This is a genomic window from Microvirga sp. TS319 (genome assembly GCF_041276405.1).
Taxonomy (GTDB): Bacteria; Pseudomonadota; Alphaproteobacteria; order Rhizobiales; family Beijerinckiaceae; genus Microvirga.
Genome location: NZ_JBGGGT010000001.1, coordinates 1598030 through 1612332 on the forward strand (window position 1 = coordinate 1598030; position 14303 = coordinate 1612332).

At 64.4% G+C, this 14303-nt stretch carries 11 protein-coding genes; 4 read left to right on the plus strand and 7 right to left on the minus strand.

Annotated features, from left to right (window positions below; translation table 11 throughout):
• Positions 1-562 precede the first annotated feature (562 nt).
• The 4 genes from AB8841_RS07320 to cml form a co-directional block, all read right to left on the minus strand.
• On the minus strand, positions 563-3685 hold the full coding sequence (locus tag AB8841_RS07320) for an efflux RND transporter permease subunit (protein ID WP_370435130.1): 3123 nt from the start codon (positions 3683-3685) through the stop codon (positions 563-565).
• A 1-nt stretch (position 3686) separates the two neighbouring features.
• Entirely contained in the window at positions 3687-4796 is a 1110-nt protein-coding gene (locus AB8841_RS07325; protein ID WP_370435131.1) for an efflux RND transporter periplasmic adaptor subunit, read from the minus strand.
• 10 nt (positions 4797-4806) lie between these two features.
• Entirely contained in the window at positions 4807-5379 is a 573-nt protein-coding gene (locus tag AB8841_RS07330; protein WP_370435132.1) for a PadR family transcriptional regulator, read from the minus strand.
• A 271-nt stretch (positions 5380-5650) separates the two neighbouring features.
• Positions 5651-6850 carry a CmlA/FloR family chloramphenicol efflux MFS transporter gene (cml, locus tag AB8841_RS07335; protein WP_370435133.1) on the minus strand — a complete coding sequence of 400 codons (1200 nt, stop codon included), beginning with the start codon at positions 6848-6850 and terminating at the stop codon, positions 5651-5653.
• Between the two features lie 304 nt (positions 6851-7154).
• On the opposite strand from cml, the gene AB8841_RS07340 reads away from it, so the two are divergent.
• The 4 genes from AB8841_RS07340 to AB8841_RS07355 all read left to right on the plus strand — a co-directional run bounded on the left by AB8841_RS07340 (position 7155) and on the right by AB8841_RS07355 (position 10762).
• Positions 7155-7970 (plus strand): alpha/beta fold hydrolase, encoded by an 816-nt coding sequence (locus AB8841_RS07340; RefSeq protein WP_370435134.1) that lies wholly within the window; start codon positions 7155-7157, stop codon positions 7968-7970.
• A 117-nt stretch (positions 7971-8087) separates the two neighbouring features.
• Complete coding sequence (locus AB8841_RS07345) at positions 8088-8906, plus strand: ABC transporter ATP-binding protein (protein WP_370435135.1); 819 nt, start codon at positions 8088-8090, stop codon at positions 8904-8906.
• Complete coding sequence (locus AB8841_RS07350) at positions 8903-9694, plus strand: ABC transporter permease (protein ID WP_370435136.1); 792 nt, start codon at positions 8903-8905, stop codon at positions 9692-9694. The genes AB8841_RS07345 and AB8841_RS07350 overlap by 4 nt, the downstream gene beginning before the upstream one ends.
• A gap of 45 nt (positions 9695-9739) precedes the next feature.
• The gene (locus AB8841_RS07355; RefSeq protein ID WP_370435137.1) at positions 9740-10762 is read left to right on the plus strand and encodes an ABC transporter substrate-binding protein; all 1023 of its coding nucleotides are present in this window, start codon (positions 9740-9742) and stop codon (positions 10760-10762) included.
• Between the two features lie 147 nt (positions 10763-10909).
• On the opposite strand, the gene AB8841_RS07360 is transcribed toward AB8841_RS07355, so the two are convergent.
• The 3 genes from AB8841_RS07360 to AB8841_RS07370 all read right to left on the minus strand — a co-directional run bounded on the left by AB8841_RS07360 (position 10910) and on the right by AB8841_RS07370 (position 14295).
• Positions 10910-12097, minus strand: a complete 1188-nt coding sequence (locus AB8841_RS07360) for an HPP family protein (RefSeq protein ID WP_370435138.1) — start codon at positions 12095-12097, stop codon at positions 10910-10912.
• A 348-nt stretch (positions 12098-12445) separates the two neighbouring features.
• On the minus strand, positions 12446-13342 hold the full coding sequence (locus AB8841_RS07365; protein WP_370435139.1) for an ABC transporter permease: 897 nt from the start codon (positions 13340-13342) through the stop codon (positions 12446-12448).
• Positions 13339-14295 carry an ABC transporter permease gene (locus tag AB8841_RS07370; protein ID WP_370435140.1) on the minus strand — a complete coding sequence of 319 codons (957 nt, stop codon included), beginning with the start codon at positions 14293-14295 and terminating at the stop codon, positions 13339-13341. The genes AB8841_RS07365 and AB8841_RS07370 overlap by 4 nt, the downstream gene beginning before the upstream one ends.
• Positions 14296-14303: the final 8 nt, after the last annotated feature.

Consider the following 14303-nt stretch of genomic DNA (forward strand, 5'->3'; position numbering starts at 1 on the left):
GCAACCGGCGATGCGCAGCGGCATCTGCGCGCCTTCAATCAAGGCAAGAAAAAAGCCGGGCCAAAGGCCCGGCAAAGTTGAGGTCCGACAATTCAGTCAAAACCTTCCAGAGGGAACGGCCGATACGGCGACGCCGGGAGGAAGAATAGCGCCGCCGCGTTGAAATCAGCCGCTGTTGATATGGGCTGCGTGCCACGTGTTTGCAAGCTGTGCGGCCACATGAAAGGGCTGCGCCGTTAGCATGACGCGACGGCCTGAGCATTTTTTCAGCGACGTGGATTCGATGCGCCGTCAAAGAAGGCGGCACGACAAGGAAAAGCGGCGCTTCCATGAAAAACGGAATGAGCATCCGATCAATGCGTGCGAGGCGGCAGCATGTATTCGGACGCGCGGAAATTCATATGGAATCGATGTCGTGAGATTGAGCGTCGCATGCGCGTGGCCCATCGATCCTGCAGCGTCAGCTACCGGTGAACCGCGTCCGAAGCTCCGCATGTGACAGGACGGAATCACGCGCCTTGTCACTTGCGACCAACGCATCGGGATCGCAGAGGACATTCCTCTACTCCGCCGCCTGCAGCCTCGGAACGTCTTCGCGCTTGGGCGTCTTGCGTCCGAAACCGAACTTACGCGCCATGTCCTCCAGCAGGGTGAGCGCGACCGGGACCACCACCAGGGTAAGAACGGTGGAGCTGATCAGGCCGCCGATCACCGCGTGCGCCATGCCGGCGCGCTGCGAGCCGCCCTCCCCCAATCCGAGCGCCATCGGAATCATGCCGAAGATCATCGCGAGCGTCGTCATCAGGATCGGGCGCAGGCGCACCTCCGCCGCCTGCATGATCGCCGCGGAGCGCTCCATGCCGCGTTTGCGGGCCTGGTTGACGAAGTCGACCAGGAGGATCGCGTTCTTCACCACGAGGCCCATCAGCATGATGAAGCCGATGGCCGACATCATGTTGAGCGTCGAGCCCCAGGCCAGGAGGCCGAGGAACACGCCGACCAGCGACAGGGGCAGCGACGCCATGATGGCCAAAGGCTGAAGGAAGCTGCCGAACTGGGACGCCAGGATGATGTAGATGAAGACCACCGCCAGAAGCAGCGCCGAGCCCGCATAGCCGGAGGTCTCCTGGATGTTCTTCGCCGAGCCTCCGGACACGAACCGATAGCCTGCCGGAAGCTTCACATCCTTGAGCGCCGCGCCGATCTCGCGGGTGACGTCGCCGGCAGCGCGGCCGCTGACATTGGCCGTGATCTGCACCTCGCGCGCGAGGTCGCGCCGGTTGATCTGTGAGGGACCCACCCCCGGCTCCAGCTTCGCCACCTCGCGCAAGGCCACCATCCTGGGCGTGCCGTCCTCGTTCGTCAGCTTGCTGGCGAGATAGAGGCGCGACAGGTCCTCGCGCGACTCGCGCCCGGTCTCGGGCAGTCGTACGTTGACGTCGTAGTTCTCGCCGTTGGGCGCACGAAAGGTCGAGGCATCCTCGCCGGACAACAGCGGGCGCAGGGTATTCGACACCTGCTGCAAGCTCACTCCGAGATCGCTCGCGAGCTCGCGGTCGAGGCTGACTGCAATCGTCGGGCGCGCGGCCTTCAGGCTCGATTCCAGGTCGACCACGCCGGGAACCCGCGCCATGACGGTGGCGGTTTCCTTCGCGATCCGAGCGAGCTCGTCCAGGTTGGGACCCTGCACGGAGACCTGCACCGGCTTGCCGTCGCCGACGCCCGGCAGGCCGACCGCGAGATCGATGCCGGGAATGGCCTTCAGGCGCGCGCGCATCAAATCCACCAGCTGCGACGCCGAGCGCGTGCGCTCATGGATGGGCTTGAGGGTGATTGCGATGCTCGCCTCGTTCTTGCCGGCTGCCTGACCGCTGTTGATCGCCGTATAGGTGAAGTCCACCTCCGGGAATTCCTTGATGGCGGCCTCAGCCTGGCGGGCTTTCGTCTGCGTGTAGTCGAGCGAGGAGCCCACGGGCGCCGTGACCTTCACGGTCATCTCGCCCATGTCGGCACTCGGCACGAATTCGACTCCGATCATCGGCACGAGCGCGAAGCTGCCCACGAAGATGCCGATGGCCGCGACCATGACGACCCAGCGCCGCCGCAGGCTGAAGCGCATGAGCGGGCGATACACGGCCAGGATCCCCTCCGTCACGCCGTCGGACAGGCGCGCGATCCAGCCGATCGGTCCGCGCGGCTTCCGGCCGATCGATGGATCGTGCCACACGCTCGACAGCATGGGATCGAGGGTGAACGACACGAAGAGCGAGATCAGTACCGCCACCGAGACGGTGATGCCGAACTGATAGAAGAACTTGCCGATAAGGCCGCCCATGAAGGCCACGGGCGCGAAGACCGCCACGATGGCGAGCGTCGTCGCCACAACGGCAAGGCCGATCTCCTGCGTGCCCTTCAACGCGGCCTCGAAATGGCCGGCGCCCCTCTCGAGATGGCGGGCGATGTTCTCGCGCACCACGATGGCGTCGTCGATGAGAATGCCGATCGCGAGCGACAGCGCCATGAGAGTCATGCTGTTGAGCGTGAAGCCCATGAAGGCGAGCGCCGCGAAGGTGCCGATGACCGAGATCGGCAGCGTCAGGCCCGTGATCACCGTCGAGCGCCACGAATGCAGGAACAGGAACACGATGGCGACCGTCAGGACCGCGCCTTCGAGCATCGTGCTCTGCACGTTGTGCACCGAGCTGCGGATGCCCTTCGAGGAATCCTTGACGACGGACAATTCGACGTCGGAGGGCAGCGAGCGCTTGAGATCCCTCACGGCGCTGAACACGCCGTCGGCCACCTCGATGGTGTTGGCGCCCTGCACCTTGACCACGTCCACGGCGAGCGCGGGCTTGCCGTTGAACAAAGCGAGGTTCGTCTTCTCCTCCTGACCGTCGATGACGTCCGCGACCTCCGACAGGCGCACCGGCGACCCGCCGCGCTGAGCCACGATGAAGTTGCCGATCTCGCGCGGCTCCTTCACCGAGCCCTCGATCTGCACCACCTTGTCGTCGCGCCCGCGCGTCACGTTGCCGGCCGGCAGATCCTGGTTCTCCGACCGGATCGTCGTCACCACCTGGTCCACGCCTATGGCAAGCGCCTGCATGCGGTCGGGCTTCAGCCGCACCTCGACCTGGCGCTTCACCCCGCCGACGATCGTGGCGCTACCAACGCCGCGCACGGTCTGGATGCGCTTGAGCACGACCTCGTCGGCGAGCGTCGTCAGCTCGCGCAGCGAGCGCGAGGGAGATTCCACCGCTACCGACACGATCGGCGCGCTGTCCGGATCGAAGCGGGTCACGGTCGGATCGTCGACCTCATCGCGCAGCTGACCGCGGATGCCGGACACCTTCTCGCGCACGTCCTGAACGGCGACGGCGGCGGGCGTGTCGAGAGTGAACTGCGCGATGACGATGGAGCGGCCCTCGACCGAGCGGGAGGTAAGCGTGTCGAGGCCGCTGATCGTGTTGATGGCGTCCTCGATCTTGCGGGTAACATCGCTCTCGACCGCTTCCGGCGACGCGCCAGGATAGGACGCGGTCACGACGATGGTCGGGATATCCACGTCGGGAAACTGGTCCACGCCAAGGCGCTGATAGGAGAACAGTCCGACGACGAGGATCGCCACCATCATCATGGTGGCGAAGACCGGGTTGTTGATGCTGACGCGGGTGAGAAACATCTTAATGATCGCCGATGCGGACCGGAGTTCCCGGCTCCAGGAGAATGGACGGTGCGCTCACGACGGTGTCGCCCTCCGACAGGCCCGAGTTCACGGCCACCAGCGTGGCCGTGGCGTCGCTCGACACCTCGACCGGTTGCCGGGCGATCCTGTCGCCGTCTAGCTTGAGCACGTAGCGATGACTCTGGTCGCCGCGCAGAACCTCCGGCGGCACCGCGATCACATCCCCGACCTCGCGCACGACGATGTCGCCCGATGCGAACATGCCGCCGCGCAGGACCATGTCGGCGTTCTCGACCCGGATATAGGCCGGGATCGAACGCGAGCCCGCCTTGGTGGTCGGATTGATGCGCTCGACGCGCCCTTCGAACTCCCGTCCCTCCAGGCCCGGAACGCGGAAAAGCGCCTTCTGACCGACCGCCACGCGTGCGATCTCGTTCGTAGGGACGGGCGCCTCGATCTCGAGCCGCGCCAAGTCGATGAGAACGACGAGCTTGCCGTCGACCGGCACCTTGTCGCCCGGATTGACGGCGCGTTCGGACACGAAACCGTCCATGGGGGCTCTCACGACGGCGTCATCGAGGGCCTTCCGGGCCAGATCGACCTGGGCCTGCATGGCGCGGACATTCGCCTGCCCGCTGCGAAAGACGCTCTCGACCTCGTCCACGGAGGCCTGGGCCGCATAACCCTTCTGCTGCAGGCTGAGCTTCATCGAGCGGTTCTTCTCTGCGAGCGCGAGCTGCGCCTTCGCGGATTCGAGATTCGCCACGCGCTCATTGAGCCGGGAGGTCAGGTCCGTGGTATCGAGCCGGACGAGAACGTCGCCCTTCCTCACCGGCTGACCTTCCTGGACCAGAACCTCGGACACCTTCGCGGCGACGTCCGACTTCAGGGTCGTCTGGTCGATGGGGCGCAGGGTGCCGGCGAGCGGAACGGTGAAGCGTAAGTCCGCCTTACGGACCGCGAAGGTCTCGCTGCGCGCAAGCTCCGTCACCGCAGGCGCAGCCTGCTGCGCGACGGCCTGGGCCGTGTCGTTCTTCATGTAGCGGGCAGCTCCAGCGCCCATGGCGACGATGCCGATGACGGCGAACGCAACTGTCACTTTCTTCACGGCAACGCCCCTACAGTACATCCGAACCGGCGAGATGGCCGGCCATTGGCCTGTCTTGTTCGGACCGGTTCCGGCCCATCTCCTCCAGGAAGCCGGAAACGTTCTCGCGCAGGAAGGCGAGTTCGGCCTCGGTCAGTACCGTCCCCATGCGCAGCAGGAACCGGTGTCCCGGGCGGCTGACGCTTCCCGACGCCTGCATCTCCGCCCTGATCTGCTCCAGCTCGGCAATCCGGTTGACGAGCACATCGCGCAGCTTCTCGGGAGGGAGCAGATCGGCGAACATCAGAAGCGTGACCAGCTCGGAGCGGATCCGGTGCCGCCCCTCGGAGGCGAGGAGCGAAGCGGCCAGCGCCTCGCGCCCCGGATCGAGCAGGGTATAGACTGTCTTGTTGGGCCGGCCCTCCTGCGGTACGACCCGCGCGGAAACGAGACCTTCCTGGTCGAGCTGTTTCAAGGCGGCATAGATTCCGCTCGGCGCTACATCCATGAAACGCGAGAAGACCTCCTCGACCCGTTTCCGGATTTCGTACCCGGAGGCATCGCCCATGGACAGGACGGCCAGACAGAGTGCTTTAGTGTCCAAACTGGAATACTCCACTTTGGAGTATATTTAGAGCCTCCACGCGGGTCCGTCAACAATCCGGGGCAGCGGGACCGTCCGTCCATGAGAGGTCCCCTTGTCATGGCTCCAACCGGCATTCGCCACGCAAGGTTCGGCCTCTTCCTCTAAGCGATTGCCGGCAAGAGACTTTCTCCGCTCTCCCATCCTGAAAAGCCCATGAACCCAACCAAGGCTTCCGATCTGCCGGGAGAGGTTCCGACGAGGCGGGCATCTCCCCCCGCCTCCCATCCGGTCACGCCCGCGCGGGACCTCGCAGACCCAACCGTCGGAGTTCGATCAGGACGACGCCGGCCATGATCGAGGAGAAGGTCGCTAGCGGCCATGCGGTGTCGCCCTGCAACTGGATCACGGCCAGGGTTCCACCGATGCTCACGACGAGGCTCTGGACGCAGAAATGCAGCGCCACCGCGGATCCGGCGATGTCCCCGAATTCTTCCAGGGCGCCGTTCGCCGTCACCGACACGGTGAGCACGATGCCGATCGCCATGACCCACATGGGGGCGATGAATGTCCAAAAGGATGGAGGTGTGGAAAGCTGCCCGATGCTCAGGAGCCCTGCGCCCAGGAGCAGCATCGCCATGCCTCTCAGAAGGCTGCCGCGATGTCCCCACCGGGCGACGAACCGCTTGGCGAACGGTGCCGTGATGATCATCGCCGCCGCGACCGTCGCAAAGGCGAAACTGAATTCCAGCTCAGAATATCCCGCCTTGCCGATGAGGACACGGGGAGCGGTCGAGAAGAACACGAAGAACGTTCCCATCGCGGCACTGAACCCGAGCGTGTAGGTCCGGAACGCGGAACTGCGCAGGATGGGCAGGAACGAGCGTCGTGCCATGGGCGCTGCCGTCGGGCGGGTTTCTTTCCACCGCAACGATGCGTGCAGAACGGCCGGAACGGCAAGAGCGCCCAGCGTGACAAAGATCGAGCGCCATCCGAACCTGTCGGCGAGCAGCGCCCCGGCGATGGGCCCAAAGGCGGGCACGAACGCCAGCATGGAACTGAACAGGCTGTAGATGACCACGCTTTCCGGGCGATCGGCATAGACATCGCGGACGGTCGCGAAGGTCGCCACGAGGGCCGCTGATGCTCCCACCGCCTGTAAAAGGCGAAGGGCGACAAAGGGAATGGCCGTCGAGGATGCGGCCAGACAGAACGATGCCGCCGCGAACACGAGAGCACCGCCGACCAGAACGGGCCGTCGCCCGATACGATCGGAGATCGGCCCGAAGAGGATCTGGCCGAGCCCGAGCATCACCATGTAGAGGCTCAACGTGAGTTGAACGACGACCGGGCCGGTGCCGAGAATGCCCGGCATGGCCGGAACGATGGGAAGGTAGATATCCATCGCCAGGGAGGCGAGAATATCGAAGGGTGCCATCAGCAGGAGCGCTGTCGGCAAGGAAAGGGCCCATACGGGGGGCTTTGGAGACATGATGAGGCTTCCGCTCAAATGAGGAGCATTTAGCGGCGATCTGCCTGTCAGCATTGGCTGGAATGGGTTCGACAGACGCCGCAACAACAGAAGAAGGCGTTGTTGCGGCCTACTTGTCCGACGAGGGCTCGGCTCCCATGCCACGGCTCCAAGATCACAAGGGGTTGGAAGAAGGCTTTCCGACTATCATGCCCTTCCGGAGCAGACAATCCTCGCGGCCTGTCGGACACGAGATCGTCGGGGGGTTCTGCCGGACGGCATTGGCTGATAAGGCATCCCGAATCTGACACTGCCGAGCATGTCCATGCCCCACACGCCGCCTATGACGATCGAAGAGACGGAAAGCTGGATCCGGATCGAGGAGGGCCGTCTCTTCGCCAAGAGCTGGACGCCGCGCGTTCCCGGCATCGAGGGTCTCGCGCCGATCCTGCTGTTCCACGATTCCCTCGGCTGCGTGGAGCTGTGGCGCAGTTTTCCGAAGGCTCTCGCCCAGGCCACGGGGCGGCGCGTCATCGCGTATGACCGCCTCGGCTTCGGCCGCTCGGATCCCTATCCGGGACAGTCGGGGTCCGATTTCATCGCCAAGGAGGCACAATACGTCGTTCCGCGCCTGTGCGAGCAGCTCGACGTGCGCACCTTCATCGCCTGCGGCCACAGCGTCGGCGGCGGCATGGCCGTCGAGACGGCCGCCCGCTTCCCGACCCGATGCCTGGCGCTCGTGACGATCGCGGCTCAGGCCTTCGTGGAGGAAAAAACGCGCGAGGGGATCCGTATCGCGCAACGTGAATTCGAGGATCCCGCCCAACTGGCGAGAGTCGCGAAATATCACGGCGACAAGGCCCGATGGGCGGTGGATACCTGGACCTGGACTTGGCTTTCGCCCGAATTCGCGAACTGGAGCCTGGACGAGCCCCTGGCGGCGGTCCGCTGCCCGGTGCTCGCCGTTCATGGCGATCAGGACGAGTACGGGTCCAACGAGCAGGCACGGCGCATCGCAGCGGGACGTGGAACCGCGTACATCCTTCCGGAGACCGGGCACGTGCCGCACCGGGAGCAGGAGAAACGCCTGGTCGACGTGATCCATCGGTTTCTCGAAAGCCTCGGGCCCCTCAGGAGATGATCCACCATCCCCGGAGAGCAGACCAAAGTCTCACGGGCCGCGTGCCTTGCCATCGGGGCTTTAATCTCTAGGATGCCCTTAAGCGCCGCCGACAGGCGCGGGAAACGCCCCAGCCCCATGCCGACATCGCCACTTGTTCCAGCCGTCTCACTTCGCGACATGGCCATCACCTTCGGGTCGAAGGCCGGCGGCTACACCGCCGTGCAGGGAATCGATCTGGAGGCCCGGCCGGGGGAATTCATCGCGATCGTCGGGCCGACCGGATGCGGCAAGTCCACCCTGCTCAACGCGTCCGCGGGGCTGCTCAAGCCCTCGGGCGGTCATGTGGAGATCTTCGGGGCACCGCTGCAGGGCCTCAACGCCCGGGCCGGCTATCTCTTCCAGCAGGACGCCCTGATGCCGTGGAAGACGGCGCTGCAGAACGTCGCCGTCGCCCTCGAGCCGAGGGGGATCTCCCGCTCCGAGGCCGAGATGAAGGCCCGCGAGTGGCTGCGCCGAGTCGGCCTCGCGGCCTTCGTGAACCGCTACCCACACATGATGTCCGGCGGGCAAAGGAAGCGGGTCGCCCTGGCCCAGATGCTGATCCGCGATCCCGAGATCCTGCTCATGGACGAGCCCTTCGGGCCGCTCGACGCGCAGACCCGGCAGATCATGGGCAATCTGCTCCTGGATCTGTGGGCGGCCAACCGCAAGGCGGTGCTGTTCGTCACCCACGATCTGGAAGAGGCGATCGCCCTCGCCGACCGGGTCGTGGTCATGTCGGCGGGTCCGGCCGCCCGCATCATCGGGGAATTCCCGGTCACGCTGCCACGTCCGCGCGACATCGCCGAGATCCGTCTCGAACCCGCCTTCCATCACATTCACAAAGAGATATGGGCAAGTCTTCGCGTCGAAGTGCAGAAGGCCTATGCGCAGGGAGAAGGAGCCTCCGTATGAACCGGACGAAGCTGGTCCTGCTCCAGGTCGTGGTCGGTCTGGGCTTTCTGCTGCTCTGGCACGTCCTGACGGTCTACCCCATCCTCGCGCCGATCAAGCAGACGCAGTTCTTCTTCTCGACGCCGACCGACGTGCTGGCGCGGGTCTGGAAGGAAATCACCTCCGTCGAGATCTGGGGGCATCTCTGGATCACCCTGCTGGAGACGGTCCTCGCCTTCGCGTTCGGAGCCGGGGGCGGCATCCTGTTCGGCTTCCTGTTCGCCCGGCGCGAATTGCTGTCGGCGGTGTTCGATCCCTACATCAAGGCCGCGAATGCGCTGCCGCGCGTGGTGCTCGCCCCGATCTTCGCCCTGTGGTTCGGGTTGGGGATCTGGTCGAAGGTGGCTCTCGGCTTCAGCCTGGTGTTCTTCATCGTGTTCTTCAACGTCTACCAGGGCGTGCGCGAGGTGAGCCCCGTGGTGCTGGCCAATGCGCGCATGCTCGGTCTCAACGAGCGCCAGCTCCTGCGGCATGTCTATTGGCCGGCAGCCCTGACCTGGGTGTTCTCGTCCCTGCACACCTCCGTCGGATTTGCTCTCGTGGGCGCCGTCGTGGGCGAGTATCTCGGCTCCTCGGCAGGCCTCGGCTACAAGATTCACGAGGCGGAAAGCGTCTTCGACGTGACCGGCGTTTTTTCCGGCATGGTCATCCTTTCGATCTTCGTCATCCTCATCGACGCCTTCGTGACGATGATCGAAAGGCGGCTCCTGGTCTGGCGCCCCGCCCCATCGACAAACGCGCAGGGTTAGGGAATCCTGCTCGGCTACAATCTGCATCCAAGCAGGGAGATCAGGATGGAACGCCGTACATTTCTCATTGGAGCGGGCGCGGCCGCTCTGACCACAGGGCTGAGCCCGAGCGCATTCGCGCAGGAAAAACCGGAGAAGAGCAAGGTCACGCTGGGCGTGGGCGGCAAACCGCTGCTCTATTACCTGCCGCTGACGATCGCGGAGCGAAAGGGCTTCTTCAAGGAGGAAGGGCTCGACGTCGAGATCAACGATTTCGGCGGCGGCGCCAAATCGCTCCAGGCGCTCATCGGCGGTTCCGTGGACGTGGTGACCGGCGCCTACGAGCATACCATCCGCATGCAGGCCAAGGGCCAGGATGTGCGCGCCGTCACCGAGCTTGGCCGCTTCCCGGCCATCGTGATCGCGGTCAAGAAGGACAAGGCGGGACAAATCAAGTCCGCGGCCGATTTCAAGGGTCTCAAGATCGGCGTGACGGCACCCGGCTCCTCCACGGCCCTGACCACGCAATACGCCATGGTGAAGGCCGGCCTGAAGCCGACGGATGCGGCCCTGATCGGCGTCGGGTCCGGCGCGAGCGCCGTCGCGGCCATGCAGAAAGGCGAGATCGACGTGATCGCGCATCTCGATCCGGTGATCTCGAAATTGGAATCGGACGGCGATATCGCGATCCTGATCGATACCCGGACCGAGGCGGGCACGCGGGCCCTCTTCGGCGGCTCGAATCCGGCCGCGACTCTCTACACCAAGAAGGACTTCATCGACGCCAACCCGGTGACGACGCAGCGCCTCGTCAATGCTTTCATGAAGTCGCTCAAATGGCTCCAGACGGCCAAGCCCGAGGACGTCGCCGAGGCGGTGCCGCCCGAATATCACCTCGGCGACAAGCCCCTCTACGTCAAGGCGGTTCAGAACTCGCTGGAGAGCTATTCCCGGACCGGCATCGTCCCGCCCGATGGAATGGCGAGCGTCATGGACATGCTCAAAATGCTCGATCCCGAACTGAAGGACGCCAAGGTCGATCTTGCCGCCACGTTCGACGACCGTTTCGTCAAGAAGGCATCGACTTAGAGCCAATTGCGGCGAACCGGATCCGGTTCGCCGTCAAAAATGCGGCAGACGAAAGAAGAGAGCTGATTCCACACCAGGGGAATCAGTTCCAGCCCTTTGAGATGACCGAACCGCACGTGTCAGGCGATTCGGCCGCGCGACCAAACTCTATCGTACGACCGACAGGGAGATCCGCGTTGCCGGCTGGGTCGTGGCCTCTCCCGTCCCGCGCCCGCGAAACAGGGCTGCGATGAGATCGGATTGCGTCACGATGCCGACCAAAACGCCGTCCCCGTCGACGATCGGGACCTGATGCAGCTCCGCATCCGCCATGCGGGGGACCAGCGCCGCCAGAGCCGTGTCCTGCCGCGCCGTCTGAACGGGCGAGGTCATGATTTCCCCGACCTTGCGGTCGAGCCGGATGACCCGCTGGGCGATCTGAGGGACGCTCATCTGGAGGCCCGTGCGCAAATCCCAATCGCTGTGCTTGATGAGGTCCGTCTGAGTGATGATCCCGATCACCGCACGCGTATCGGAGACCACCGGAAGGCCCTTGATCCGATGCTGCCGAAGGAGCCGCCAGGCGTCGCGCAGGCTCGTCGACGGCGTGACCGCCGCGACATCCCTCGACATGATCTCGGCGCAGGTCATCCCGTCGAAACGCCGGTTATAGGCCTGCATCTCCACCTGCCGGAACAGGTCCTCCAGGCTCTCGCGATCCATGTCGATGATCTGGTCGTACTGGTTGAGCACGGTATCGAAGTCGCTGGGCCTGACGCCCACCCGCTCCATGGGAGCGGGGTCGGAGGTCTGATGCCGATTCACCGGAGCAGGCTTGGACAGGTGGGGATACCGCTTGCCCGTCAGATTATTGAAGACGAGCGCCACCGCGATCATCGCCAGCGAAGCCGCTCCGACCGGCCAGATCGCGAAGCCGAATCCCGCCGCCTTGATCGCCGGGCCGCCGAGAACGGCCATGAGTGCCAGGGCGCCGCTCGGCGGGTGAAGACAGCGCAGGACGAACATCGCGGCGACTGCGAGAGTTCCGGCCATCGCGGCCGCGGGGAGTTCCATCGGAATCCAGCGGGCGCAGGCGACGCCGATGCAAGCCGAGATCATGTTTCCGCCGAGGATCGACCACGGCTGCGCCAACGGACTTCCCGGCAGCGCGAACAGGAGGATCGCGGAGGCTCCCAAGGGGGCGCTCAGAAGAGGCAGCCCGTCCACAAGGTCGCGGGACTCCATCCCCAAGAGGCCCAGGGATAGGATGCCGAGGAGGACGCCGGCGCAGACCCGGATTTGCTCGACGTGGCTGACATGGGTGAGATCGGGAATGAGGCGTTTGAAAAGAGACACGGATCGACTGAGATTGTATTTATTGGAGAGGGCGGAGAGCAGGTGTCGTATCCGAGCGGCCCCTCATCGCGCAGAGGCGTTCTTAGCGCATCGTGCGAAAAAGTGGATCCGGTTTTTCGCCAGAACGATGCGCTCATCTAAGAAGGGAGCATCGGATTCGATCCCGAAAGTGGATTCCACTTTTCACGTCCGATGCTCTAGACCATTTTTCGGCGATGTGGACCCGGTTCGCCGCTAAAAAATGCGGCACACCAAAAAAGAGCCGTTCCCCTTGCGTGAAAACAGCTCTCATCCTGGAATCAGGCGACAGGCCACCGCACGTCGAACGATGTCTCCGTGCGGTGACGGTTAGCGCGCGTCGAGACGCGGATCCAGCGCATCCCGCAATCCGTCGCCCATGAAGTTGAAACTGGTCACGGCGAGCGTGATGGCCGCTCCGGGCAGGATGGCGAGCCATGGAGCGCTCGTGAGGTAGCTCTGCGCGCCTTCCAGCATATTGCCCCAGCTTGGCGTCGGCGGCTGGATACCGTAGCCGAGAAAGCTGATATAACTTTCGGCCAGAATGGCATGGGCGACATTGAGCGTCGCCGCGACCACAATCGGCGCAACCGCGTTCGGGAGCAACTCCCGAAACATGATGCGGGTGTTGCTGGCGCCCATGGACACCGCCGCAACGGCGAAATCGCGCGTCCGCAGAGAACGGATCTGCCCCTCGACGACGCGCGCCACTTCCATCCATGAAGTCATCGCGATCAGGAGGACGATGGACGGCACGGAGGGTTCGATCAACGCGGAGATCGCCAGCAGCAGGAAGATCGACGGAAAGCAGAGCATTGCATCGACGAAGCGCATCAGCGCCATGCCGATCATGCGCTGGTAGAATCCCGCGATGACGCCCACGCAGATGCCGATCGCCATGCTGACGGCCATGGCCGAGAACCCGACCGAAAGAGAGATGCGGCCCGCCATCAGCAGACGCGCGAGAATGTCGCGCCCAAGCGGATCCGTGCCGAGGATGTGGGAGCCGGAGAAGGGCGGCGCGAAGCGCTGACGGATGTCGATATGCGTGTCGTTATAAGGCAGCAGCATCGGGCCGAAGATGCAGGCGATCACCATAAAGGCGATCGCAGCCGTCCCGAAGACCGCAAGCTTGTGGCGCAGGAAGCGGCGCATGGCGGGACTGCTCCAGCGCGATCGCGGCGCGGAGGCGAGTGGCTGAGTGGGGGACGGATTTGCGGCGTTCATTGTCCGCTCCTTTCGATGCGCGGATCGGCAATGCCGTAGAGCACGTCGGCGATCAGGCTTCCCAGGAGAACCAGGACCGCCGAGAGCATGAGGATTCCCATGACGGTCGGATAGTCCCTGTAACTGATGGAATCGAGGAACAGCCTTCCCATCCCTGGCCATGTGAAGACGGTCTCGGTGACGAGGGCCCCGCTCAGCAGCGTCGGCACGTGCAGGCCGGTGATCGTGATCATCGGCAGCAGGGCGTTGCGCAGGGCATGCCGGACGAGAATGTAGCGCTCGGACAACCCTTTGGCTCTCGCCGTGCGGATGTAATCCTGGTTGATCACCTCCAGCATGGACGAGCGCATGTACCGGCTCCAGACGGCCGTGCTGACGAGGGCGAGCACGATGCAGGGGCCGACCAAGTGGTGCAGCCGGTTCAGGAAGGATCCGTCGCCGACCGTGAAACGATTGCCGGCGGGCAGCCAGCCGAGTCCCACGGAGAAGACGTAGATGATCACGAGCCCGAACCAGAAGGTCGGAATGGACAGAGCGATCATCGCGCCGATCGTCGCGAGGCTGTCGAACAGCGAATAGCGCTTGACCGCCCCGAGGATGCCGATCCAGGCCCCCAGCAGCATCGCCAGAAGGGTGGAGCTGAGCATCAGCTCCATCGTGGGACCGATATGCGCCGCGATGATCTTCAGAACAGGCTGCTGGTCGCGATAGGATACGCCCCAATCGCCGCCGAGGAGCCGCAGGAGCCACTCGACATACTGCACCGGCAAGGGTCGATCGAGCCCAAGCTGCGCAGCCAACCGGTCGAGATCGGCCTGGGTCATGTCGCCGCTTGCCGCGAATTGCGAAAGCGGACCGCCGGGTGCCAGATGCAGAATCGCAAATCCGATCATCGAGACGATGAACAGCAGCACGATGGCCTGCAGCAGGCGACGAATGAGAAAGCCACTCACGCGATGAC